This is a genomic window from Streptomyces sp. MA5143a (assembly GCF_900290235.1).
In the GTDB taxonomy this organism is placed as follows: Bacteria; Actinomycetota; Actinomycetes; order Streptomycetales; family Streptomycetaceae; genus Streptomyces.
Genome location: NZ_OLMK01000115.1, coordinates 47398 through 72720 on the forward strand (window position 1 = coordinate 47398; position 25323 = coordinate 72720).

The 25323-nt window shown below is 70.2% G+C and carries 19 protein-coding genes; 16 read left to right on the forward strand and 3 right to left on the reverse strand.

Annotation, left to right across the window (positions count from 1 at the left end; genetic code table 11):
- Positions 1-25: 25 nt before the first annotated feature.
- Positions 26-532: a GNAT family N-acetyltransferase gene (locus SMA5143A_RS37755; RefSeq protein WP_107467318.1), complete on the reverse strand. Its 507-nt coding sequence runs from the start codon at positions 530-532 to the stop codon at positions 26-28.
- A 119-nt stretch (positions 533-651) separates the two neighbouring features.
- Between SMA5143A_RS37755 and SMA5143A_RS37760 the strand changes: the two genes are divergently transcribed.
- Entirely contained in the window at positions 652-1956 is a 1305-nt protein-coding gene (locus SMA5143A_RS37760) for a geranylgeranyl reductase family protein (protein ID WP_107467319.1), read from the forward strand.
- Between the two features lie 465 nt (positions 1957-2421).
- Here the strand turns inward: SMA5143A_RS37760 and SMA5143A_RS37765 are convergent, their stop codons facing one another.
- A complete protein-coding gene (locus tag SMA5143A_RS37765; protein WP_107467320.1) occupies positions 2422-3249 on the reverse strand; it encodes a C40 family peptidase in 828 nt (275 codons plus the stop codon).
- 713 nt (positions 3250-3962) lie between these two features.
- Between SMA5143A_RS37765 and SMA5143A_RS37770 the strand changes: the two genes are divergently transcribed.
- From SMA5143A_RS37770 to recQ, 15 genes are all read left to right on the forward strand, one after another.
- A complete protein-coding gene (locus tag SMA5143A_RS37770; protein WP_009310323.1) occupies positions 3963-4322 on the forward strand; it encodes an NADH-quinone oxidoreductase subunit A in 360 nt (119 codons plus the stop codon).
- 15 nt (positions 4323-4337) lie between these two features.
- Positions 4338-4892, forward strand: coding sequence for a NuoB/complex I 20 kDa subunit family protein (locus SMA5143A_RS37775; protein WP_003998928.1), 555 nt, complete (start codon positions 4338-4340; stop codon positions 4890-4892).
- Positions 4889-5632 carry an NADH-quinone oxidoreductase subunit C gene (locus SMA5143A_RS37780; protein WP_099969790.1) on the forward strand — a complete coding sequence of 248 codons (744 nt, stop codon included), beginning with the start codon at positions 4889-4891 and terminating at the stop codon, positions 5630-5632. Before SMA5143A_RS37775 ends, SMA5143A_RS37780 begins: the two co-directional genes overlap by 4 nt.
- Positions 5629-6951: an NADH-quinone oxidoreductase subunit D gene (locus tag SMA5143A_RS37785; RefSeq protein WP_107467321.1), complete on the forward strand. Its 1323-nt coding sequence runs from the start codon at positions 5629-5631 to the stop codon at positions 6949-6951. The genes SMA5143A_RS37780 and SMA5143A_RS37785 overlap by 4 nt, the downstream gene beginning before the upstream one ends.
- A 29-nt stretch (positions 6952-6980) precedes the next feature.
- Complete coding sequence (gene nuoE, locus SMA5143A_RS37790; RefSeq protein ID WP_107467343.1) at positions 6981-7862, forward strand: NADH-quinone oxidoreductase subunit NuoE; 882 nt, start codon at positions 6981-6983, stop codon at positions 7860-7862.
- Positions 7862-9217: an NADH-quinone oxidoreductase subunit NuoF gene (gene nuoF, locus SMA5143A_RS37795; protein ID WP_107467322.1), complete on the forward strand. Its 1356-nt coding sequence runs from the start codon at positions 7862-7864 to the stop codon at positions 9215-9217. Before nuoE ends, nuoF begins: the two co-directional genes overlap by 1 nt.
- Positions 9214-11718 (forward strand): NADH-quinone oxidoreductase subunit G, encoded by a 2505-nt coding sequence (locus SMA5143A_RS37800; RefSeq protein ID WP_107467323.1) that lies wholly within the window; start codon positions 9214-9216, stop codon positions 11716-11718. The genes nuoF and SMA5143A_RS37800 overlap by 4 nt, the downstream gene beginning before the upstream one ends.
- A complete protein-coding gene (gene nuoH / locus SMA5143A_RS37805) occupies positions 11715-13079 on the forward strand; it encodes an NADH-quinone oxidoreductase subunit NuoH (protein WP_107467324.1) in 1365 nt (454 codons plus the stop codon). The genes SMA5143A_RS37800 and nuoH overlap by 4 nt, the downstream gene beginning before the upstream one ends.
- Positions 13072-13713, forward strand: coding sequence for an NADH-quinone oxidoreductase subunit NuoI (gene nuoI / locus SMA5143A_RS37810; protein ID WP_107467325.1), 642 nt, complete (start codon positions 13072-13074; stop codon positions 13711-13713). The genes nuoH and nuoI overlap by 8 nt, the downstream gene beginning before the upstream one ends.
- Positions 13710-14537, forward strand: a complete 828-nt coding sequence (locus SMA5143A_RS37815; RefSeq protein WP_107467326.1) for an NADH-quinone oxidoreductase subunit J — start codon at positions 13710-13712, stop codon at positions 14535-14537. Before nuoI ends, SMA5143A_RS37815 begins: the two co-directional genes overlap by 4 nt.
- On the forward strand, positions 14534-14833 hold the full coding sequence (gene nuoK, locus SMA5143A_RS37820) for an NADH-quinone oxidoreductase subunit NuoK (protein WP_009310327.1): 300 nt from the start codon (positions 14534-14536) through the stop codon (positions 14831-14833). Before SMA5143A_RS37815 ends, nuoK begins: the two co-directional genes overlap by 4 nt.
- Before the next feature lie 15 nt (positions 14834-14848).
- Positions 14849-16795 (forward strand): NADH-quinone oxidoreductase subunit L, encoded by a 1947-nt coding sequence (nuoL, locus tag SMA5143A_RS37825; protein ID WP_107467327.1) that lies wholly within the window; start codon positions 14849-14851, stop codon positions 16793-16795.
- Positions 16796-16800: 5 nt separating this feature from the next.
- Entirely contained in the window at positions 16801-18372 is a 1572-nt protein-coding gene (locus SMA5143A_RS37830; RefSeq protein ID WP_107467328.1) for an NADH-quinone oxidoreductase subunit M, read from the forward strand.
- Complete coding sequence (gene nuoN, locus SMA5143A_RS37835) at positions 18369-20018, forward strand: NADH-quinone oxidoreductase subunit NuoN (RefSeq protein ID WP_107467329.1); 1650 nt, start codon at positions 18369-18371, stop codon at positions 20016-20018. The genes SMA5143A_RS37830 and nuoN overlap by 4 nt, the downstream gene beginning before the upstream one ends.
- 228 nt (positions 20019-20246) lie before the next feature.
- Positions 20247-22385: a DNA helicase RecQ gene (gene recQ, locus SMA5143A_RS37845; protein ID WP_107467330.1), complete on the forward strand. Its 2139-nt coding sequence runs from the start codon at positions 20247-20249 to the stop codon at positions 22383-22385.
- A gap of 56 nt (positions 22386-22441) precedes the next feature.
- On the opposite strand, the gene SMA5143A_RS37850 is transcribed toward recQ, so the two are convergent.
- Positions 22442-25303, reverse strand: a complete 2862-nt coding sequence (locus tag SMA5143A_RS37850) for a fumarate reductase/succinate dehydrogenase flavoprotein subunit (RefSeq protein WP_258193972.1) — start codon at positions 25301-25303, stop codon at positions 22442-22444.
- Positions 25304-25323: the final 20 nt, after the last annotated feature.

Genomic DNA, 25323 nt, shown 5'->3' on the forward strand with positions numbered 1-25323 from the left:
AGTCCCGGTCGTGGCTCGTCGTGGCTCAGAGGGCCAGCCGGTAGCAGTGGCCCACCTGTTGTGAGACGGGCGTCGTGAAGGTCTCCGCCAGCTCCATGCCCAGCCGCCGGGTGACCGCTATCGAGCGCTCGTTGCGGGCGTTGACCATGGCGACGACGTTCTGGACGCCGGCCGCCCGCACCCGCTCCAGGGTCAGCAGGGCGGCGGCCGTCACATACCCCTTGCCCCAGTGGTCGCGGGCGAGCCGCCAGCCGATCTCGATCTCGCCGGCCGGACCCCAGGTCCGCGGCCACGGCTGGGCGCCGGTGAAGCCGATGGCCCGGCCCTCCTCGTCGAGCATGGTCCACAGACAGAACCCGTACTCGGCGTCGTGACGACGCTGGCGCGCCGTGAGCTCCTCGTAGACGGACAGCTCGGCGGCCCGGCCGCCGTGGAACTCCATGACGTCGGGGTCGTCGAAGATCCGGTGCCACGCGAAGGCGTCCTCGTCGGTGGGGACGCGCAGCCGTACGTCGGGCAGAGCTCGGTTCACAGGGGCAGCCCTTCAGCCGATGATCAGGTTCCGCTGAATAGACTGCCCATGTCCGATGCCTGTCGGCACATGTTTTCTGGTCTTCCAGTGCTCCAACTACCTCTTGGGGAGAACCCGTCGTGACCGAGCCCCAGCCCCTTACCGAACACACCGCCGATGTGATCGTCGTCGGGGCCGGGCCAGCCGGTTCCACCACCGCGTACTACCTGGCGAAGGCCGGGCTCGACGTGCTCCTGCTGGAGAAGACGAGCTTCCCGAGGGAGAAGGTCTGCGGCGACGGCCTCACGCCCCGCGCGACCAAGCAGCTGGTGTCCATGGGCATCGACATCTCCGAGGAGGCCGGCTGGCTCCGCAACAAGGGGCTGCGGATCATCGGCGGCGGGGTCCGTCTCCAGCTCGACTGGCCGGATCTCGCCTCGTACCCCGACTACGGACTCGTCCGCAAGCGCGACGACTTCGACGAGCAGCTCGCCCGCCAGGCCCAGAAGGCCGGGGCCCGCCTCCACGAGAACTGCAACGTGAGCGGCCCCGTCGTCGACGACCGCACGGGCCGCATCATCGGCGTCACGGCCAAGCTCGGCGACCCGGACTCGGGCGAGAAGCAGGAAGTCACCTTCCACGCGCCGCTGGTGGTGGCCGCCGACGGCAATTCCAGCCGCCTCTCCCTCGCGATGGGCCTGCACCGCCGCGAGGACCGCCCGATGGGCGTCGCCGTCCGCACGTACTTCACCTCCCCGCGCCACGACGACGACTACCTGGAGTCCTGGCTGGAGCTGTGGGACCGGCGCGGCCCCGGCGAGGACCGGCTGCTGCCCGGCTACGGCTGGATCTTCGGCATGGGCGACGGCACGTCCAACGTCGGCCTGGGCGTGCTCAACACCTCCGCCGCCTTCAAGGAGCTCGACTGGCGCGAGATCCTCAAGGCCTGGTGCGCCTCGATGCCGGAGGAGTGGGGCTACACCCCGGAGAACATGACCGGCCCGATCCGCGGGGCGGCCCTCCCCATGGCCTTCAACCGCAAGCCCCACTACACCAAGGGCCTGCTCCTCGTCGGCGACGCCGGCGGCCTCGTGAACCCCTTCAACGGCGAGGGCATCGCCTACGCCATGGAGTCCGGCCAGATCGCCGCCGACGTCATCGTCCAGGCGCACGCCCGCGCCACCCCCGGCCAGCGCGAACTCGCCCTCCAGCGCTACCCGCAGGTCCTCAAGGACACCTACGGCGGGTACTACACGCTGGGCCGGGCCTTCGTGAAGCTCATCGGCAACCCCAAGATCATGAAGCTCGCCACGCAGCGGGGCCTCACCCACCCGATGCTGATGAAGTTCACGCTGAAGCTCCTCGCCAACCTCACCGACCCGACCGGCGGCGACGCGATGGACCGCGTCATCAACGGCCTCTCGAAGGTGGCCCCCAAGGCCTGACGGGCCGAACACGCCCTGTTCCGGGCCCCGGACGCGAAAGCCCCGGGGCCCGGAGCCCTTCGGGGCCGTTCCCCGGCGTCCCTTTCGTCACGCAACGCCCGGAAGTATCAGCAGTTGCGGGGTCGGAGCGCCTGAAGCGTGTCGGTGAGCGCTCTCGCCGCCTCGGCCCTCAGCGCACCCTCGGTCCGGAGCGAACGGCCCTCCCAGGGCCCGTCACGGCCCGTACGTGGGCATGCCGGAGGGCCGCCTGCCCCAAGAGGCGGACGGCCCTTCCATACGGCGAGCGGTCGGTGGACCGGCTCAGAGCCTGTGAACAAACCCGCGCCCGGGCCCGAGGCGCCTGGCACCTCCGCCTCCGGCGTTGTCGTCAGTCGCGATGGCTCCGCCATCACTCCCTCCTCCGCCTTGGATCCGAAGGCGCCAGGCGCCTCGGGCTGATCCGGACGGGGCTTTGTTCACAGGCTCTCAGAGCACGCGCACCGCGCCCGACGCCGGGTAGCCCGACAGGTCCTGGATGACGACGCCCTTGGAGGGGTTCGCCGCGTCGAGGTACTTGCCGCCACCGAGGTAGACGCCCACGTGGTAGGCGGAACCCTTGCCGCCCCAGTACAGGATGTCGCCGCGCTGGATCTGGGACAGCGGGATGTCCGTGCCCTGCATCGACTGGTCCTGCGAGACCCGCGGAAGGCTCACGCCGACCTGCTTGAACGCGGCCTGCACCAGCGACGAGCAGTCCCACGCGTTGGGCCCCGTGGCGCCCATGACGTACGCGTCGCCCAGCTGGGCCTCGAGGAAGGCGATGACCGTCTCGACGCTGCCGCTGGCCGGCGGTGCCGTCGAGGCGGAGTTCGTGGTGAGGGTCGTGCGCGTGCTGTCCCGCGAGGCGCGCTCGGCGGCGGCCTTGCGCTCCGCCTCCTCGGCGGCCTTCTTGCGGGCCTCTTCCTTCTTGGCCTTCGCCAGGTCCTTGTCGGCCTGCTCGGCCGCCGCCTCCGCGGCCGCGTCACGCTCGGCCTGCAGCTGGTAGTCGGCCGCCATCTGCTGCGTCGCGTCCGCGGACTGCGCTGCCTGCGTGGCCAGGTCGGCCGTGAGGGTGGGCAGTTCGAGGGTCTGCGTCACCGACTCCGCGGCGACGGCCTGCGCTGACGCGCCGGCCACGGCCACGGTGCTGAGGATGCCACCGGCGACTCCGGCGCGCACCGCGATCGAGGACGACGCGTTGCGGCGGGGCTTCCGGTGGCTGCGTATGTGAGCGGTGTGGGACATGGGTACAAGCGGTACCAGGGGCTCCTCCATACCTACAAGCAACGTGTGGTGCGCCACAGTTGTTCAACGGAAGCCCCAAATTCCCTGCGCGTCACTCTTTATTGACGGCGTAACGGGCAAAGTGGACATGGTCGATCAAGCCCGTGATCATGCGCTTTCATGATTACGCCCGAATTGCCCTGCGCTTACCATCGATCGCACCGAGTGGCCAAGCCCGGTTGATTTGATCTCGATCGGATGTGGCGCAGGTCACAGAGTGATCACCGATGCGGCCTCTTCGCGCTCATGATCGCCGGTCGCTGACGCTCGTGAACGCGTGCACGCGTCCACATTCGTCACCGCGTCTCCCTCCGGGGTGTGAACGCGGTCCTCTAGCAAGCGCTCCCGTCCAGCACCAATTTGCATGCAGAGGAACCCTCTTGATATAGAGACGCACCCTCTCACCTGCGACGACGATCGAAAATGTCACTTCTGGTGATCACTCTGGCGCTTCGTGTATGAAGATCGCCGCTCATCCGACTTCATGATCCTTCGTCAGGTGGTGGAGATCACAAACTCGGTGCCGTACCCCGTGTCGCAGATCACAGACCCGCAGGCATAAGATGCGGGGCAGTTGGGCTTGTGACCTGCTTCACATGTTCGCGATCTTCGTCGGGACGGGCGGTGTTCGTGGGACGGGTGGGGTGGCGAGCCGGTCCACGCAACCGCCAGCAGTCAGTGCCGACTGAGAGGAGCGAGGAGCCGTGAACGCCTATGCGCCCATCCTCGTACTGGGAGCCCTCGGGGCAGGCTTTGCGATCTTCTCCGTGATCATGGCCACTCTGATCGGCCCGAAGCGCTACAACCGGGCCAAGCTCGAGGCCTACGAGTGCGGAATCGAGCCCACCCCCACGCCGGCCGGCGGCGGGCGTTTCCCCATCAAGTACTACCTGACGGCGATGCTCTTCATCGTCTTCGACATCGAGATCGTCTTCCTCTACCCCTGGGCCGTCACCTTCGACGCCCTGGGTGTTTTCGGGCTCGTGGAGATGCTGCTCTTCGTGCTCACCGTCTTCGTCGCCTACGCGTACGTCTGGCGTCGTGGCGGCCTGGAATGGGACTGAGGGGCTTCTAAGACCATGGGACTCGAAGAAAAACTGCCGAGCGGTTTCCTGCTGACCACCGTCGAGCAGGCCGCGGGCTGGGTGCGCAAGGCGTCCGTCTTCCCCGCCACCTTCGGCCTCGCCTGCTGTGCCATCGAGATGATGACCACGGGCGCGGGCCGCTACGACCTGGCGCGCTTCGGCATGGAGGTGTTCCGCGGCTCGCCGCGCCAGGCGGACCTGATGATCGTGGCCGGCCGGGTGAGCCAGAAGATGGCGCCGGTGCTGCGGCAGGTCTACGACCAGATGCCGAACCCGAAGTGGGTGATCTCCATGGGGGTCTGCGCGTCGTCCGGCGGCATGTTCAACAACTACGCGATCGTCCAGGGCGTCGACCACATCGTCCCCGTCGACATCTATCTCCCCGGCTGCCCGCCGCGGCCCGAGATGCTGATGGACGCGATCCTCAAGCTCCACCAGAAGATCCAGACGTCCAAGCTCGGCGTGAACGCGGAGGAAGCGGCCCGCGAGGCCGAGGAAGCCGCGCTCAAGGCGCTCCCCACCATCGAGATGAAGGGGCTGCTGCGATGAGCGCCGCGAACGGCAACGGCGGACCCAACCCCGAGAAGGACCTCTCCGCCTCCAACCTCCCCGGCCAGCGCGGCGACGGCGGCGAGGAGATCCGCGTCCAGCGGGGCATGTTCGGCGCCGACAAGGGCGGCGACACCTCCGGCTACGGCGGCCTCGTCCGCTCCATCCGGCTCCCCGGCCCGGCCACCCGCCCCTACGGCGGCTGGTTCGACGAGGTCGCCGACGAACTGGAGGGCGCCCTGGAGGAACAGGGCCTCGTCCCCGAGAACGTGATCGACAGGACCGTCGTCGACCGCGGGGAGATCACCTTCCACATCGAGCGCGAGTTCCTGCCGACCGTCGCCCGCACCCTGCGCGACGACCCGGCCCTCCGCTTCGAACTGTGCACGGGCGTGAGCGGCGTCCACTACCCCGGCGACAAGGGCCGCGAACTGCACGCCGTCTACCACCTGCGGTCGATCACCCACAACCGGCTGATCCGCCTGGAGGTCTCCGCCCCCGACGCCGACCCGCACATCCCGTCGCTCGTCGCCGTCTACCCGACGAACGACTGGCACGAGCGCGAGACGTACGACTTCTACGGCATCGTCTTCGACGGCCACCCCGCGCTGACGCGGATCATGATGCCGGACGACTGGCAGGGCTTCCCGCAGCGCAAGGACTATCCCCTCGGCGGCATCCCCGTCGAGTACAAGGGCGCCCAGATCCCGGCTCCGGACCAGCGGAGGTCGTACTCATGAGCACGCAGCACGCAACGCCGCGCGAGACCACCGAGGGCACCGTCTACACGGTCACCGGCGGCGACTGGGACGAGGTCGCCGAGACCGCGGCGAGGTCCGACGACGAGCGCATCATCGTCAACATGGGCCCCCAGCACCCGTCCACCCACGGTGTGCTCCGGCTCATCCTGGAGATCGACGGCGAGACCGTCACCGAGGCCCGCTGCGGCATCGGCTACCTCCACACCGGCATCGAGAAGAACCTCGAGTACCGCACGTGGACGCAGGGCACCACCTTCGTGACGCGCATGGACTACCTGACGCCGTTCTTCAACGAGACGGCGTACTGCCTCGCGGTCGAGAAGCTCCTCGGCATCGAGGACCAGGTCCCCGACCGCGCCTCGATCATTCGCGTGCTCCTGATGGAGCTGAACCGGCTCTCCTCCCACCTGGTGTGCATCGCCACCGGCGGCATGGAGCTGGGCGCCACCACGATCATGATCTACGGCTTTCGTGATCGTGAACTCATTCTCGACATCTACGAGCTCATCACCGGCCTGCGCATGAACCACGCGTACATCCGGCCCGGCGGACTCGCCCAGGACCTGCCGCCCGGCGCGGTGGACCAGATCCGCGAGTTCGTGAAGAAGATGAACAAGAACCTCCCCGAGTACGACAAACTCGCCACCGGGAACCCCATCTTCAAGGCCCGTATGCAGGACGTCGGCTACCTCGACCTGGCCGGCTGCATGGCCCTCGGCGCCACCGGCCCGATCCTGCGCTCCGCCGGCCTCCCGCACGACCTGCGCAAGGCCCAGCCGTACTGCGGCTACGAGACGTACGACTTCGACGTCCCGACCGCCGACACCTGCGACTCCTACGGCCGCTTCCTGATCCGGCTGGAGGAGATGCGCCAGTCGCTCAGGATCGTCGAGCAGTGCCTGGACCGGCTCCAGCCCGGACCGGTCATGGTCGAGGACAAGAAGATCGCCTGGCCCGCCCAGCTCGCCCTCGGACCGGACGGCCTCGGCAACTCCCTGGACCACATCAAGAAGATCATGGGCACCTCCATGGAGGCCCTGATCCACCACTTCAAGCTGGTGACCGAGGGCTTCCGCGTCCCGCCGGGACAGGCGTACGCGGCGGTCGAGTCCCCCAAGGGCGAACTCGGGGTGCACGTCGTGTCCGACGGAGGCACCCGCCCCTTCCGGGTCCACTTCCGTGACCCGTCCTTCACCAACCTTCAGACCATGGCGGCGATGTGCGAGGGCGGCCAGGTCGCCGACGTCATCGTCGCCGTCGCGTCCATCGACCCCGTGATGGGAGGCGTCGACCGGTGACCACCACCCCCGAGGGCGTCAGCCTGGGCATGCCCCAGCTGCCCGCGCCCGACTACCCGGACGACGTTCGAGCCCGGCTGGAGCGGGACGCGGCCGAGGTCGTCGCCCGCTACCCCGACTCCCGGTCCGCCCTGCTGCCGCTGCTGCACCTCGTGCAGTCCGAGGAGGGCCACGTCACCCGCACCGGCATGCGGTTCTGCGCCGAGGTGCTGGGCCTGACCACGGCCGAGGTCACCGCGGTCGCCACCTTCTACACCATGTACCGGCGCAGGCCGAGCGGTGACTACCAGGTCGGCGTCTGCACCAACACCCTGTGCGCGGTGATGGGCGGCGACGCGATCTTCGAGGCGCTCCAGGAGCACCTGAGCGTCGGCAATGGCGAGACCACCGACGACGGCAAGGTCACCCTGGAGCACATCGAGTGCAACGCGGCCTGCGACTTCGCGCCGGTCGTGATGGTCAACTGGGAGTTCTTCGACAACCAGACCGTCGACAGCGCCAAGCGGCTCGTGGACGACCTGCGGGCCGGCGTCCAGGTCGAGCCCACGCGCGGGGCGCCGCTGTGCACCTTCAAGGAGACCGCGCGGATCCTCGCCGGCTTCCCCGACGAGCGGCCCGGGGCCGTCGAGGCGACCGGCGGCGCCGGACCCGCCTCCCTGGTGGGCCTCCGCCTGGCCAGGGGCGAGGCCGGAACCGCGCGCGTGGTCCACCCGCGGGACGGCGGCCCGCACGACGAGCCGCAGGACACGGTGCACGAGCCGTCACCGGGCGAGCACCTCAGCTCGCACGACGCGCCGCAGGAGACATCGGCCTCCGACCCGTCCCACCCGTCACCCACCACCACCCGTGATGGAGGGGCTTCGCCCCGCGGCCTGGATGCCGCAGGGCCCACCGCCGAGGAGGGGGAGTGATGACGTTGGCACCCGAGATCAAGGGCACCAGCCCCGAGAAGCTGCTCGCACCCGTGCTGTCGGCCTTCTGGGACGAGGACAGGTCCTGGACGCTGGACGTCTACCGGCGGCACGACGGGTACGAGGGACTCCGCAAGGCGCTCGCCATGACGCCGGACGACCTCATCGCGTACGTCAAGGAATCGGGTCTGCGCGGTCGCGGCGGCGCCGGCTTCCCCACCGGGATGAAATGGCAGTTCATTCCGCAGGGGGACGGAAAGCCGCACTACCTCGTCGTCAACGCCGACGAGTCGGAGCCGGGGACCTGCAAGGACATCCCGCTCCTGTTCGCCAACCCGCACAGCCTCATCGAGGGCATGATCATCGCGTGCTACGCGATCCGGTCGTCGCACGCCTTCATCTATCTGCGGGGGGAGGTCGTCCCCGTCCTGCGGCGGTTGCACGAGGCCGTCCGTGAGGCCTACGAGGCGGGCCTCCTCGGCGAGAACATCCTGGGCAGCGGACTCGACCTCGACATCACCGTGCACGCGGGCGCCGGCGCGTACATCTGCGGTGAGGAGACCGCGCTGCTCGACTCGCTCGAAGGCCGCCGTGGTCAACCGCGACTGCGTCCCCCCTTCCCTGCCGTGGAAGGCCTCTACGCCTGTCCCACTGTCGTGAACAACGTCGAGTCGATCGCGTCGGTTCCCGCCATCCTGCACCGGGGCAAGGAATGGTTCCGGTCGATGGGCAGCGAGAAGTCGCCCGGTTTCACGCTCTACTCCCTCAGCGGCCACGTCGCCAGCCCCGGCCAGTACGAGGCCCCGCTCGGCGTCACCCTGCGCCAGCTGCTGGAGATGAGCGGCGGCATGCGCCCCGGCCACCGCCTCAAGTTCTGGACACCGGGCGGCTCCTCGACCCCGATGTTCACCGACGAGCACCTCGACGTCCCCCTCGACTACGAAGGAGTGGGCGCCGCCGGCTCCATGCTCGGCACCAAGGCGCTCCAGTGCTTCGACGAGACCACCTGCGTCGTGCGGGCCGTCACCCGCTGGACCGAGTTCTACGCCCACGAGTCCTGCGGCAAGTGCACCCCCTGCCGCGAGGGCACCTACTGGCTCGTCCAGCTGCTGCGCGACATCGAGGCCGGCAAGGGCGTCATGAGCGACCTCGACAAGCTCAACGACATCGCCGACAACATCAACGGCAAGTCGTTCTGCGCCCTCGGCGACGGCGCCGCCTCACCGATCTTCTCCTCCCTGAAGTACTTCCGCGAGGAGTACGAGGACCACATCACGGGCCGGGGCTGCCCCTTCGACCCCGCCAGGTCGACCGCCTGGGCCGACAAGGACAAGCACGCGGAGGTGAACGCATGACTGTGACCACCAGCGCTCCCTCCGGAGGGGGAGAGGCGGCGGTCCCGCCGGAGAATCTCGTCTCGCTGACCATCGACGGCGTCGACATCAGCGTGCCCAAGGGCACCCTGGTCATCCGGGCCGCCGAGCAGCTCGGCATCGAGATCCCCCGCTTCTGCGACCACCCCCTCCTCGACCCGGCCGGCGCCTGCCGCCAGTGCATCGTCGAGGTCGAGGGCCAGCGCAAGCCCATGGCGTCCTGCACGATCACCTGTACGGACGGGATGGTCGTCCGGACTCAACTCACCTCCCCGGTCGCCGAGAAGGCCCAGAAGGGGGTGATGGAGCTGCTGCTCATCAACCACCCCCTGGACTGCCCCGTCTGCGACAAGGGCGGCGAATGCCCCCTTCAGAACCAGGCCATGTCGCACGGCCAGTCCGAGTCCCGCTTCGAGGGCCGCAAGCGCACCTACGAGAAGCCGGTACCGATCTCCGCGCAGGTGCTCCTCGACCGCGAGCGGTGCGTGCTGTGCGCCCGCTGCACCCGCTTCTCCAACCAGGTCGCCGGCGACCCGATGATCGAACTGCTCGAACGGGGCGCGCTCCAGCAGGTCGGCACCGGCGAGGGCGACCCGTTCGAGTCGTACTTCTCCGGCAACACCATCCAGATCTGCCCGGTGGGCGCGCTGACCTCGGCGGCGTACCGATTCCGCTCCCGGCCCTTCGACCTCGTCTCCTCGCCGTCCGTGTGCGAGCACTGCTCCGGCGGCTGCGCCACCCGCACCGACCACCGGCGCGGCAAGGTCATGCGGCGGCTCGCCGCCGACGACCCCCAGGTCAACGAGGAGTGGATCTGCGACAAGGGACGCTTCGCGTTCCGCTACGCGCAGCGCCCCGACCGGCTCACCACCCCCCTCGTCCGCAACGAGGAGGGCGTCCTGGAACCGGCGTCCTGGCCGGAGGCCCTGGAGGCCGCCGCCCAGGGGCTGCTCGCCGCGCGCGGCAGGGCCGGTGTCCTGACCGGCGGCCGGCTCACCGTCGAGGACGCCTACGCGTACAGCAAGTTCGCGCGCGTGGCGCTCGACACCAACGACATCGACTTCCGCGCGCGCGTGCACAGCGGCGAGGAGGCCGACTTCCTGGCCGCCCGGGTCGCCGGCCGCGGCCACGACCTCGACGGCAGGGGCGTCACGTACGCCGCCCTGGAGAAGGCCCCCGCGGTCCTCCTCGTCGGGTTCGAGGCCGAGGAGGAGGCACCCGGTGTCTTCCTGAGGCTCCGCAAGGCCTGGCGCAAGCACAAGATGCGGGTGTTCTCGCTCGCCACGCACGCCACCCGGGGCCTGGAGAAGGCCGGCGGGACACTGCTGCCCGCCGCGCCCGGCACCGAGACCGAGTGGCTGGACGCCCTCGCGAGCGGCGCCGGACTGGAGGGGGACGGCACCGAGGCCGCCGCCGCGCTGCGCACCGAGGGCGCCGTCATCGTCGTCGGCGAGCGGCTCGGCGGCGTGGCCGGCGGACTCACCGCCGCCGTACGGGCCGCCGCCCTCACCGGTGCCCGGCTGGTGTGGATCCCCCGCCGGGCCGGGGAGCGCGGTGCCATCGAGGCCGGCGCGCTGCCGTCGCTGCTGCCGGGCGGCCGCCCGGCCACCGACCCCCGCGCGCGGGACGAGCTCGCCGCCATCTGGGGCGTCGCCCAGCTCCCGCTGCGCTACGGCCGCGACACCGGGCAGATCATCGAGGCCGCCGCCACCGGAGAACTCGGGGCCCTGGTGGTCGCCGGGGTCGAGGTCGCCGACCTGCCCGAACCGGCACGCGCGCGTGAGGCGCTCGCCGCGGTGGGCTTCCTGGTCTCCCTGGAACTGCGGCCCAGCGAGGTCACCGACCACGCCGACGTCGTCCTCCCGGTCGCCGCCGTCGCCGAGAAGGCGGGCAGCTTCATCAACTGGGAAGGCAGGGTCCGGCCGTTCGAGGCCGCGCTCAAGCCCGACCAGATGACCCGCCGTCTGGCACCCACCGACGGGCGGGTGCTGCAGATGCTCGCCGACGCGATGGACGTCCACCTCGGACTGCCCGACCTGCGCACCACGCGTGCGGAGCTGGACCGGCTCGGCGCCTGGGACGGCTCGCGGGCCACCGAGCCCGTGGAGATCGCCGCCGGACTGCCGCGGCCCGCCGCCGGGGAGGCCGTCCTCGCCGGACACCGGCTGCTGCTCGACCAGGGCCGCCTCCAGGACGGCGACGAGGCGCTCGCCGGCACCCGGCACGCCGCGCACGCGCGCGTGTCCGCCGCGACGGCCGCCGAGGCCGGCGTCAAGAACGGTGACCTGCTGGCGGTCACCGGGCCCGAGGGCGTCGCCGCGCTCCCGCTGCAGATCACCGACATGCCCGACCGCGTCGTCTGGCTGCCGCTGAACTCCGCCGGCTCGGGCGTCGCCTCCGACACCGGGGCGCTGCCCGGCGCACTCGTCCGCATCGGCCCCGCGACGCCCGCCGCCGAGGCCCCCGAGGAGGTGGAGGCATGAGCGCGTACTACCTCGCCGCTGAAGACCTCTCGATGTTCGGCCGCGACCCCTGGTGGCTGGTCGTCATCAAGGCGGTGTTCTGCTTCGCCTTCCTTATGATCACCGTGCTGTTCTCCATCGTGTGGGAACGCAAGGTCGTCGCCTGGATGCAGCTGCGCATCGGCCCCAACCGGCACGGCCCCTGGGGCATGCTCCAGTCGCTCGCCGACGGCATCAAGCTGATGCTCAAGGAAGACGTCATCGTCAAACGCGCGGACAAGGTGGTCTACGTCCTCGCGCCGATCGTCGCGGCCATCCCGGCCTTCATGGCGATCGCGGTGATCCCCTTCGGTCCCGCGGGCAACGAGATCTCGATCTTCGGCCAGCGCACCACGATGCAGCTCACCGACCTGCCGATCGCGATGCTCTACGTCCTCGCGGTCGCCTCGGTCGGCATCTACGGCATCGTCCTGGCGGGCTGGAGCTCCGGCTCCACCTACCCGCTGCTGGGCGGCCTGCGGTCCTGCGCGCAGATGATCTCCTACGAGATCGCCATGGGTGCCGCGTTCGCCTCGGTGTTCCTCTACTCGGGGTCGATGTCGACGTCGGCGATCGTCGAGGCCCAGCAGGACCGCTGGTACATCGTGCTGCTGCCGGTCTCCTTCGTGATCTACATCGTGACCATGGTCGGCGAGACCAACCGCGCCCCGTTCGACATGCCGGAGTCCGAGGGCGACCTGGTCGGCGGCTTCAACACCGAGTACTCGTCGATCAAGTTCGCGATGTTCATGCTCGCCGAGTACGTGAACATGGTGACGGTCTCGGCGGTGTCGGTGACCCTCTTCCTCGGCGGGTGGCGGGCCCCCTGGCCCATCAGCACCTTCTGGGAGGGCGCCAACCACGGCTGGTGGCCGATGCTCTGGTTCGTGGTGAAGGTGCAGCTGCTGCTGTTCTTCTTCATCTGGCTGCGCGGCACCCTCCCACGCGTCCGCTACGACCAGCTGATGAAGCTCGGCTGGAAGGTCCTCCTGCCGGTCTCCGTGGTCTGGCTGATGCTGGTCGCGACCGTGCGGACCCTGCGCAACGAGAACTACGACTTCGCCCAGATCGCGCTGTACGTCGCCGGTGCCGTCGTCGTGCTGTTCCTGCTGTCGTTCGTCGCGGACATCTTCCGCGACAAGCGTGAGAGCCGGGACCAGCCCGCCGAACCGGCCGCCTTCGACCCGATGGCCGGCGGATACCCCGTACCGCCCCTGCCCGGACAGATCCTCCCGCCGGTGCCGCGCAGGCGTCCGCGCCGCGAGCGGGAGCTGATTGTCAGTGGTGGGTCCGATACTGACAGTGACGGATCTTCGAATGGGAGGGAGGCGTCCGATGGCTGATGAGCCCAAGGAGACCAAGCCGGGTTTCCAGAACCCCGTCGCCGGCTTCGGCGTGACCTTCAAGGCCATGTTCAAGAAGCGGCTGACCGAGCAGTACCCGGAACAGGAGAAGACCACCGCCCCGCGGTTCCACGGCCGGCACCAGCTCAACCGCCATCCGGACGGCCTGGAGAAGTGCGTGGGCTGCGAGCTGTGCGCCTGGGCCTGTCCCGCCGACGCGATCTACGTGGAGGGCGCGGACAACACGGACGAGGAGCGCTACTCGCCGGGCGAGCGGTACGGCCGCGTCTACCAGATCAACTACGCCCGCTGCATCCTGTGCGGACTGTGCATCGAGGCGTGCCCCACGCGCGCGCTCACGATGACCAACGAGTTCGAGCTGGCCGACTCCAGCCGCGCCAACCTCATCTACACCAAGGAGCAGCTGCTCGCCGGGCTCGACGACGGCATGGTCGACACGCCGCACGCCATCTACCCGGGCACCGACGAGCAGGACTACTACCGGGGCCTGGTCACCGAGGCCGCGCCCGGTACCGAGCAGCAGGTCGCCCTCTCCAAGGGCGAGGTGCCGCAGGAGGCCGCGTCCACCTTCGGTGAGGACGAGCCCGCGTCGGAGAAGGCGGTCCGACGATGACGCAGCAACTCGCGGCCTACACGACCTCCACCGGTGAGGCCTTCCAGTTCTGGGTGCTCGGCACCGTCGCGGTGATCGGCGCCCTGTGCACCGTGTTCATGAAGAAGGCCGTGCACAGCGCGCTCTGCCTGGCCGGCACCATGATCATTCTGGCGGTGTTCTACCTCGCCAACGGCGCCTACTTCCTGGGCGTCGTGCAGATCGTCGTCTACACCGGCGCGATCATGATGCTGTTCCTGTTCGTGGTGATGCTCGTCGGCGTCACCGCGGCGGACTCCCTGAAGGAGACCATCAAGGGCCAGCGCTGGCTGGCCCTGCTGTGCGGCCTCGGCTTCGGCATCCTGCTCGTCGGGGGCATCGGCAACGCGGCGCTCACCGAGTTCAACGGCCTCGGCCAGGCGAACTCCGGGGGCAACGTGGAGGGCCTCGCCGCCCTCATCTTCACCGACTACGTGTTCGCCTTCGAGCTCACCGGCGCCCTGCTGATCACGGCCGCCGTCGGCGCCATGGTGCTCACCCACCGCGAGCGCACCGAGCGCGCCAAGACCCAGCGCGAACTGGCCGAGCAGCGCGTCCGCGAGGGCAAGCACCTCCCGCCGCTGCCGGCCCCCGGCGTCTACGCCCGGCACAACGCGGTCGACATCGCGGGCCTGCTGCCCGACGGCACCCCGTCCGAGCTGACCGTCAGCAAGACGCTGCGGGACCGCGGTCAGGTCCGCGACGTGTCGACCGAGGCGCTGAACGACCTCAAGGCCCTGGAGCAGCGCGCCGAGGACCGCCTGGAGCGCACCAACAGCGGCAAGAGCGGGGAGGCATCGAAGTGAATCCCGTCAACTACCTGTATCTCGCCGCCCTGCTGTTCACGATCGGCGCCACCGGCGTCCTGATCAGGCGGAACGCGATCGTGGTGTTCATGTGCGTCGAGCTGATGCTCAACGCCTGCAACCTCGCCCTCGTCGCGTTCTCCCGTATGCACGGCAATCTCGACGGCCAGATCATCGCCTTCTTCACGATGGTCGTCGCCGCCGCGGAGGTCGTGGTCGGACTCGCGATCATCGTGTCGCTGTTCCGTTCCCGCCACTCGGCCTCGGTCGACGACGCCAGCCTGATGAAGCTGTAAGGGGTCGGAAGAATCGTGGAGAACCTGATTGCGCTGCTGATCGCGGCGCCCCTGCTCGGAGCCGCCGTCCTGCTGTGCGGTGGCCGGCGCCTCGACGCCGTCGGCCACTGGATCGGCACGGCCCTCGCCGCCGCCTCGTTCGTCGTCGGTGTCGTCCTCTTCGCCGACATGCTCGGCAAGGACCCCGAGAACCGTGCGATGCACCAGTTCCTGTTCAGCTGGATCCCCGTCGGGGGCTTCCAGGCGGACGTCGCCTTCCAACTCGACCAGCTGTCGATGACGTTCGTGCTGCTGATCACCGGAGTCGGCTCGCTCATCCACGTGTACTCCATCGGCTACATGGAGCACGACGAGCGCCGACGCCGCTTCTTCGGCTACCTGAACCTGTTCCTCGCGGCGATGCTGCTGCTCGTCCTCGCCGACAACTACCTGCTGCTGTACGTCGGCTGGGAGGGCGTCGGTCTCGCCTCCTACCTCCTCATCGGCTTCTGGCAGCACAAGCCCAGCGCCGCCACCGCCGCGAAGAAGGCCTTCCTGGTCAACCGCGTCGGCGACGTGGGCCTGTCCATCGCCATCATGCTGATGTTCACCACCTTCGGGACGTTCGCCTTCGGGCCGGTCCTGGAGGCCACCGGTGAGGCGACCGAGGGCAAGCTGACCGCCATCGCCCTGATGCTGCTGCTCGCCGCGTGCGGCAAGTCCGCCCAGGTGCCGTTGCAGTCCTGGCTCGGGGACGCGATGGAGGGCCCGACCCCGGTCTCGGCCCTCATCCACGCCGCGACCATGGTCACCGCCGGCGTCTACCTGATCGTCCGCTCCGCCGACATCTTCAACGCCGCCCCGGACGCCCAGCTGGTGACCACCGTGGTCGGCGCGGTCACGCTGCTGTTCGGTGCGATCGTCGGTTGCGCGAAGGACGACATCAAGAAGGCCCTCGCCGGTTCGACCATGTCGCAGATCGGCTACATGGTGCTCGCCGCGGGCCTCGGCCCCATCGGCTACGTCTTCGCGATCATGCACCTGGTGACGCACGGCTTCTTCAAGGCCGGGCTGTTCCTCGGCGCCGGTTCGGTCATGCACGGCATGAACGACGAGGTCGACATGCGCAAGTACGGCGGCCTCCGCACGTACATGCCGATCACCTTCATCACGTTCGGCCTCGGCTACCTCGCCATCATCGGCTTCCCGGGTCTGTCCGGCTTCTTCTCCAAGGACAAGATCATCGAGGCGGCGTTCGCCAAGGGCGGCACCGAGGGCTGGATCCTCGGCGGCGTGGCCCTGCTGGGCGCGGCCATCACCGCGTTCTACATGACCCGCGTGATGCTGCTGACGTTCTTCGGCGAGGAGCGCTGGCGCAACCGGCCGACCGCCTCCCCGACGGAGCCGGACGTGGAGCCCGCCGCCGAACACCACGGCGCGCACGCGGAACCGCACCCGCACGAGTCGCCCAGGGTCATGACGATCCCGATGATCGTGCTGGCCGTCGGATCGGTCTTCGCGGGCGGGTTCTTCAGCATCGGCGACCGGTTCATCGACTGGCTGGAGCCCGTCACCGGCCACCGGCACGGGCACCCGCCGATCGGCGCCGCGGCGGTCACCGCCTCCACGGTCGCCGTGATGGTCATCGGTGTCGGCCTCGCCTGGCTCCAGTACGGGCGCCGCCCCGTCCCGGTCGTCGCCCCGCGCGGATCGCTGCTCACCCGGGCCGCCCGCCGCGACCTCTACCAGGACGACTTCAACCACGTGGTCCTCGTCCGCGGCGGAGAGCACCTCACCCGATCCCTGGTCTACGTCGACCACACCCTGGTCGACGGTGTCGTCAACGGCACCGCGGCCGGCATGGGCGGCCTCTCCGGGCGGCTGCGCCGCATCCAGAACGGCTATGCCCGGTCGTACGCGGTCTCGATGTTCGGCGGCGCTGCGATCCTCATCGCCGCGACCCTGCTGATGAGGGCGGTCTGATACCGATGTCCTTTCCTCTGCTGACAGCGACGGCGGTGCTCCCGGCCCTGGGAGCCATCGCCACGGCCGCCGTACCGGCCGCCCGGCGGACCGCCGCGAAATGGCTGGCGCTGATCGTCTCGCTGGCCACCCTGGTGCTCGCCGCGGTCGTCCTGGTCCGCTTCGACCCCGACGGCGACCGCTACCAGCTCACCGAGTCCCACGCCTGGATCAAGGACTTCGGGGTCCGCTACGAGCTGGGCGTGGACGGCATCGCCGTCGCGATGATCGCGCTCACCGCGCTGCTGATCCCGTTCATCATCCTCGCGGGCTGGCACGACGCCGACCCGCTGGAGACCGGCAGCAGGCGGTGGCGGCCCACACAGGGCTTCTTCGCGCTGATCCTGCTGGTCGAGGCGATGGTGATCATCTCGTTCGAGGCCACCGACGTCTTCCTCTTCTACATCTTCTTCGAAGCCATGCTCATCCCGATGTACTTCCTCATCGGCGGCTTCGGGGACCGGGCCCACGAGCACGGTGAGAAGGCGGCGTCCACCCAGCGGTCGTACGCCGCCGTGAAGTTCCTCCTCTACAACCTGGTCGGCGGCCTGATCATGCTGGCCGCGGTCATCGGCCTGTACGTCGTCGCCGGGAACTTCTCCCTCACGGAGATCGCCGAGGCCCGCGCCAACGGAACCCTGGACATGGCGACCAACACCGAGCGGTGGCTGTTCCTCGGGTTCTTCTTCGCCTTCGCGGTGAAGGCGCCGCTGTGGCCGCTGCACACCTGGCTGCCCAACGCCATGCAGGAGTCGACGGCCCCGGTCGCCGTCCTGATCACGGCGGTCGTCGACAAGGTCGGCACCTTCGCGATGCTCCGCTTCTGCCTCCAGCTGTTCCCGGAGGCCAGCACCTGGGCGACGCCCGCGATCCTCGTCCTCGCCCTGATCAGCATCATCTACGGGGCGCTGCTCGCGGTCGGCCAGCGGGACATCAAGCGGCTGGTCGCCTACGCGTCGATCTCCCACTTCGGGTTCATCGTCCTGGGCATCTTCGCGATGACCAGCCAGGGCCAGTCGGGCGCGACGCTCTACATGGTCAACCACGGCATCTCCACCGCGGCCCTCATGCTGGTCGCCGGGTTCCTGATCTCCCGGCGCGGATCGCGGCTCATCGCCGACTACGGCGGCGTCCAGAAGGTCGCCCCGGTGCTCGCCGGAACCTTCCTGATCGGTGGTCTCGCCACCCTGTCGCTGCCGGGGCTCGCCCCGTTCGTCAGTGAGTTCCTGGTCCTGGTGGGCACGTTCGCCCGCTACCCGGTCATCGGGATCATCGCCACCGTCGGCATCGTCCTCGCCGCGCTCTACACCCTCGTCCTCTACCAGCGGACGATGACGGGCCCGGTGAAGGCCGAGGTCGAGGGCATGCCCGATCTGCGGGTGCGGGAACTCGTCGTGGTCGCCCCGCTGATCGTTCTGCTGATCTTCCTGGGCGTCTACCCGAAGCCCGTCACCGACATCGTCAACCCGGCGGTCAAGCAGACCTTGTCCGACGTACAGAAGAAGGACCCCCAGCCCGAGGTGGAGGCGTCCAAGTGAGCGCATCAGCCGTCCACACCCTGTGGACAACGGCAGCCGAACCGATCGACAAGATCGGCGCGCCGGACATCGAATACGGGCAGCTGTCGCCCACCTTGATCGTCATCGGGGCGGCCGTCCTCGGCGTGCTGGTCGAGGCGTTCGTCCCCCGCAAGACCCGGTACTACGCCCAGGTCTTCCTGTCCGTCGTCGCGCTCGCCGCCGCCTTCGCCGCGGTGATCGGGCTCGCGGCGGGCGGATACGCCACGACCAAGTCGGGCATCGTCGCGATGGGCGCCGTCGCCGTCGACGGACCGGCCCTGTTCCTCCAGGGCACGATCCTCCTCGCCGGCATCCTCGGCGTGTTCACCTTCGCCGAACGGCGCCTCGACCCCGCGGCGCACGGCAACCGCGTCGACTCGTTCGCCGCGCAGGCCGCGTCCGTGCCGGGCAGCGACAGCGAGAAGGCCGCCGTCAAGGCGGGCTTCACCACCACCGAGGTGTTCCCGCTGCTGCTCTTCGCCGTCGGCGGCATGCTGATCTTCCCCGCGGCGAACGACCTGCTGACCCTGTTCATCGCGCTGGAGGTGTTCTCGCTCCCGCTGTACCTGCTGTGCGCCGTGGCCCGCCGCAAGCGGCTCATGTCGCAGGAGGCCGCCGTCAAGTACTTCCTCCTCGGCGCCTTCGCCTCCGCGTTCACCCTCTTCGGCATCGCCCTGCTGTACGGCTACGCGGGCTCCGTGAAGTACGGCACCATCGCCCGGGTCGTCGACGGCACCGTCGGGGAGGTCAGCCCCGCCCTCGCCGGCACCATGGGCAACGACGCGCTGCTCCTCATCGGCGCCGCCATGGTCGTCATGGGCCTGCTGTTCAAGGTCGGCGCGGTGCCGTTCCACATGTGGACGCCCGACGTCTACCAGGGCGCCCCGACCCCGGTCACCGGATTCATGGCCGCGGCGACGAAGGTGGCGGCGTTCGGTGCGCTCCTCAGGCTCCTGTACGTCGTCCTGCCCGGCCTGCGCTGGGACTGGCGGCCGGTCATGTGGGCCGTCGCCATCGTCACCATGCTGGGCGGCGCGATCGTCGCCATCACCCAGACCGACATCAAGCGACTGCTCGCGTACTCGTCGATCGCGCACGCGGGCTTCATCCTCGCCGGTGTCATCGCGACCACGCCGGACGGCGTCTCCTCGGTGCTGTTCTACCTGGGCGCCTACTCGTTCGTGACGATCGGCGCGTTCGCCGTGGTCACGCTCGTGCGGGACGCGGGCGGCGAGGCGACCCACCTCTCCAAGTGGGCCGGGCTCGGACGCAGGTCACCGCTGGTCGCGGCCGTGTTCGCGGTGTTCCTGCTGGCCTTCGCGGGCATCCCGCTGACCTCCGGGTTCGCGGGCAAGTTCGCCGTGTTCAAGGCGGCCGCGGAGGGCGGCGCCGGCGCGATCGTCGTGGTCGGTGTGATCTCCTCGGCGATCGCCGCGTTCTTCTACATCCGCGTCATCGTGCTCATGTTCTTCAGCGAGCCGAGCCCCGAGGGGCCGACGGTCGCCGTGCCGTCACCGCTGACCATGACCGCGATCGGGGTCGGCGTGGCGGTCACGCTCGTCCTGGGCGTGGCGCCGCAGTACTTCCTGGACCTGGCGAGCCAGGCGGGAGTGTTCGTGCGCTGACGCTGCGCGCGGCGGCGACGAGGCGGAAGGGACCCGGCCCAGGGGGCCGGGTCCCTTTCGTGCGGGCGGCGCCGGTGCCGGTGAGGATGCCTTCTCCGAAGAGTGGAGCCTGTGGATAACTCTGAGGCTGTCGGTGCGGGCGCCTATCGTGGCAGGGGCTGGAGGAAGCGCGGACGGCACGGAGCCCGGGGCGCGAGGCACGGGGCACGCGAGCACGGGGGACGGACGATGATCGGGACGGGCGGGACGAGTGTGATGGCGGACGAGGGCAGGACGACGGCAGGGCAGGACGACGGCGAGGCCGCCCCGACCACCCCCCGGGCGGACGACGACGGGACGACGCCGGCGGCGGGTCCGGGCACCGGGCGGCCGGCGGAGAGCGAGGCGCTGGCCGTGCTCCACCGCGTCTTCGGCTACGACGCCTTCCGGGGCGAGCAGGAAGCGATCATCGACCATGTGGTGGCGGGCGGTGACGCCGTCGTCCTCATGCCGACCGGCGGCGGCAAGTCCCTCTGCTACCAGATCCCCGCCCTGGTCCGCCCCGGCACGGGCATCGTGGTCTCCCCCCTGATCGCGCTGATGCAGGACCAGGTGGACGCGCTGCGGGCCCTCGGCGTGCAGGCGGGGTTCATCAACTCCACGCAGGACTTCGACGAGCGGCGCGTCGTCGAGGCCCAGTTCCTCGTCGGCGAGCTGGACCTGCTCTACCTCGCCCCGGAGCGGCTGCGCGTCGACGCCACCCTCGACCTCCTCGCCCGCGGCAAGATCTCCGTCTTCGCGATCGACGAGGCGCACTGCGTCTCCCAGTGGGGGCATGACTTCCGGCCCGACTACCTCACCCTGTCCCTGCTGGGGGAGCGCTGGCCCGACGTTCCGCGCATCGCGCTCACGGCCACCGCGACCCGCGCCACGCACCGGGAGATCACCGAGCGGCTCGCCATGCCGCACGCGCGGCACTTCGAGGCCAGCTTCGACCGGCCCAACATCCAGTACCGGATCGTCCCCAAGGCCGACCCGAAGAAGCAGCTGCTGGCCTTCCTGCGGCAGGAGCACCCGGGTGACGCCGGCATCGTCTACTGCCTGTCCCGCAACTCGGTCGAGCGGACGGCCGAGTTCCTGAGCGGCAACGGCATCCGGGCGGTGCCGTACCACGCGGGGCTCGACGCGGGCACCCGCGCGGCGCACCAGTCGCGGTTCCTGCGCGAGGAAGGGCTCGTGGTCGTCGCCACGATCGCCTTCGGCATGGGCATCGACAAGCCCGACGTACGGTTCGTCGCCCACCTGGACCTCCCGAAGTCGGTCGAGGGCTACTACCAGGAGACCGGCCGCGCCGGGCGCGACGGGCTGCCGTCCACGGCCTGGATGGCGTACGGGCTGAACGACGTCATACAGCAGCGCAAGCTCATCCAGGGCTCGGAGGGCGACGAGGCGTTCCGCCGCCGGGCCGCCGCCCACCTCGACGCCATGCTGGCGCTCTGCGAGACCGCCCAGTGCCGGCGCGGACAGCTCCTGCGCTACTTCGGCCAGGAGCCGGCCCCCGGCGGCTGCGGCAACTGCGACACCTGCCTCGTACCGCCGGAGACCTGGGACGGCACGGTCGCGGCGCAGAAGGTGCTGTCCACGGTGGTGCGGTTGCAGCGGGAGCGCGGGCAGAAGTTCGGGGCGGTGCAGATCGTCGACATCCTGCTGGGCAAGCGGACGGCCAAGGTCATTCAGTTCGACCACGACCAGCTGTCCGTCTTCGGAATCGGCGCGGAGCTGTCCGAGGGCGAATGGCGCGGTGTCGTCCGGCAGTTGCTCGCGCAGGGGCTGCTCGCGGTGGAAGGGGAGTACGGCACGCTGGTGCTCACCGAGGACAGCGGGGCGGTGCTGCGGCGGGAGCGGGAGGTGGCGCTGCGCAAGGAGCCGAAGAAGCCGGTGGCCTCGCGGTCGGCGTCGGGTTCGGGTTCGTCGGGGTCCGGGCGCGGTGAGCGGAAGGCCAAGGCGGCCGTGGCGGAACTGCCGGAGGAGCTGCTGCCGGTCTTCGAGGCGTTGCGGGCGTGGCGCGCCGAGCAGGCCCGCGAACAGGGTGTCCCGGCCTATGTGATCTTCCATGACGCCACGCTCCGGGAGATCGCCTCACTCGGACCCACGTCCGTGGCCGAACTCGGCACCATCAGCGGCATCGGTGAGAAGAAGCTGGCCACGTACGGGGAGGGCGTGCTCGGGGTCCTCGCGTCGCTCGGCGGCGGGACGTCCCAGGAGGCACCGCCGGCCACGCCCCCGGGGACGGCGGGCGTGGCGCGGGAGGGGGGCGCCGGGGGCGCGGACGGTTCCTTCGACTGGCCGGACGACGAGCCGGAGCCGGACTACGACGACTGGGCCTGAGGGCTGCCGAGTCGGTCGGAGCCGGGTCTCGCGGAAGGTCCTGCCGTCCGGTGGTGTCACAGGGCGCGTGACGCGTAGGCCCTGACGTCGGCGTCGGAGTCCTTCGTGGCTGTGGTGAGGGCCGCGCGGGCCTCCTCGGCGGTGGTGTGGCGGGTCAGGGAGAGGACGGCGGCCTTGCGGACGTCCGCGTTCGGGTCCGTGAGGGCCCGGGCCAGGGCCGGGACCGCGGCGGCGGTGTCCGCGGCGGACAGGGCGGTGGCGGCGCCGGCCCGCACCTGCCAGGTGGGGTCGGACAGGGCGGTCACGGCTCGGGCGGCGAGAGGCGGTGGGCAGCCGACCGTACCCAGCGCGCCGTAGGCGGCGGCACGCACCAGGGCGTCGAGGTCGTCGACGAGGGTGGTGAGGGCCGTGAGGGCGGTGAGAGTGGTCGGGGCAGTCGTGGGTGGGGCGGTGGTCGTGGGGGGTTCCGCCTGGTTGGTGACCACCGTGGCCAGTGCCTTGGCGAGGGTGACGCGCACCTCGCGGGACGGGTCGGTGGTCGCCGCGCGGGCGAGTTCGTCGGCCGCGTCGACGGAGACGAGGGCGCGTACGGCCTCGATGCGGACCGCGGTGTCGGCGTCGGTCAACGAGGCCGCGAACAGCGCGGTGTCACCGAGGCCCAGGGCGCGCAGCACCTCCAGTGAGGCGGCGCGGACGGTCGCGTCGGGCTCGGCCAGGGCGGCTGCCAGACCGTCGCGGAGGGCCGGTTCGGGCGGGAGCGTCTCGACGAGTTCCCGGAGCGAGGCGGCGGCGGTGGCGCGTACCTCGGCGTCGTCGTCGCGGAGCGCCTCGGCGAGGGCGGGGCCGGTGCCCGGCGGCAGTGTCTCCGTGAGGACGGCGACCGCCTCGCGCCGGACAGCGGGCGCGGGGTCGGTCAAATAGGGGCGGAGCAAGTGGAGTTCGGGCTGCTCCTCGGCCAGGGCGACGAGTTCGAGGAGACGGGTGGCGGAACGCGCGGGGTCGTGGGAGGGGGCGAGGGGGCCTTCCCCCAGGCCCGACCCGGCCTCCGAGCCCACCCCGGGGGCCGTCTCGGCCGTCCCGGCCGACCCGGCCCCCGCTCCCGCTCCCGCTCCCGAATCCCGTGCCACCGGTGCCGCTTCCCTCGCCCCCGCCGTGGCCACGTCCTCCGCGTGGACCTCGCCCAGGAGGCGGGACGGGCCGCCGAGGGGGGTGAACTCCTCGACGGGGACCAGGTAGGGGGCCACGGGGCGGGCGGTGAACTCCATGGCCCCGGACGACGGGGACTTGTAGAGGTCGAGGTGGTGGAACCACGAGGCGTCGTCGCGGTGGGGATGGTCGAGACGGTCGTGGTAGAGGCCCCAGCGGGACTCGGTGCGGGCCAGGGACGCGCGGGCGGCCATCTCGGCGCAGTCGCGGATGAAGGTGACCTCGGCGCAGCGCATCAGTTCGTGCGGGGTGCGTGCACCCATGGCGGCGATGTCGTCCCGCATGCGTTCGAAGGCGCCCAGGGCGAGGGAGAGACGGGCGCCGGACTTCGGGGGCGCCACGTAGTCGTTGACGAAACGGCGGAGCTTGTACTCCACCTGGGGCTGCGGGGGCCCGTCGGGGTTGCGCAGCGGGCGGTAGATCAGCTCGTGCGCCTCACGGAGCTGCTCGGAGGGCAACTCGCCCTCGTACGGGGCGTACCGGGAGGCGTCCGCGCCCGCCAGGTCGCCGAAGACGAAGGCGCCGATCATGTAGTTGTGCGGGACGCAGGCGAGGTCGCCGGCGGCGTAGAGGCGCGGGACGGTCGTCCGGGCGTGGTCGTCGACGCGGACGCCCGAGGCGGAGTGGCCGCCGCACAGGCCGATCTCGGAGATGTGCATCTCGATGTCATGGGTGCGGTAGTCATGGCCGCGACCCGCGTGGAAGGTGCCGCGGGTGGGGCGTTCCGTGGTGTGCAGGATCGACTCCAGGGCGGAGACCGACTCCTCCGGAAGATGGCTGAGCTTCAGATAGACGGGTGCGCGGTCGGAGGCGATCTCGGCGGCGAACTCCGCCATCATCTGGCCGGACCAGTAGTCGGAGTCGACGAAGCGTTCACCGTGCCGGTTGACCTGGTAGCCGCCGAAGGGGTTGGCGACGTAGGCGCAGGCCGGGCCGTTGTAGTCCTTGATCAGCGGGTTGATCTGAAAGCACTCGATGCCGGTCAGCTCGGCGCCCGCGTGGTACGCCATGGCGTAGCCGTCGCCCGCGTTCGTCGGGTTCTCGTACGTGCCGTACAGATAGCCGGAGGCGGGCAGGCCGAGACGGCCGCAGGCGCCCGTCGCGAGGATCACCGCACCGGCGCGGACCGTCACGAACCGCCCCGTGCGCGTGTTGAGGCCCGCCGCGCCCACCGCCCGCCGCTCCGCGCCCTCGCCCGCCGTCAGCACCCGCACCGGCATCACCCGGTTCTCGATGCGGATCCGCTCCCGCATCTCGCGGCGGCGCAGCTGCCGGTAGAGGACCTTCTTGACGTCCTTGCCCTCCGGCATGGGCAGCACGTACGAGCCGGAGCGGTGGACCTGGCGGACGGCGTACTCGCCCAGCTCGTCCTTCTCGAACTTCACCCCGTACGACTCCAGCCGCCGCACCATGTCGAAACCGCGGGTCGCGGTCTGGCGGACCGTGGACTGGTCGACGATGCCGTCGTTGGCGCGGGTGATCTCGGCGACGTAGTCGTCGGGTTCGGCGCGGCCGGGGATGACGGCGTTGTTGACGCCGTCCATGCCCATGGCGAGGGCGCCGGAGTGGCGGACGTGCGCCTTCTCCAGGAGCAGGACGTTCGCGCCGTGCTCGGCGGCGGTCAGGGCGGCCATGGTGCCGGCGGTGCCGCCACCGATGACGAGGACGTCGCAGGTGAGCTCTTCGGCGTCGGTGAGGGCGGGGATCTCCACCAGAGGGCCTTTCGGGAACC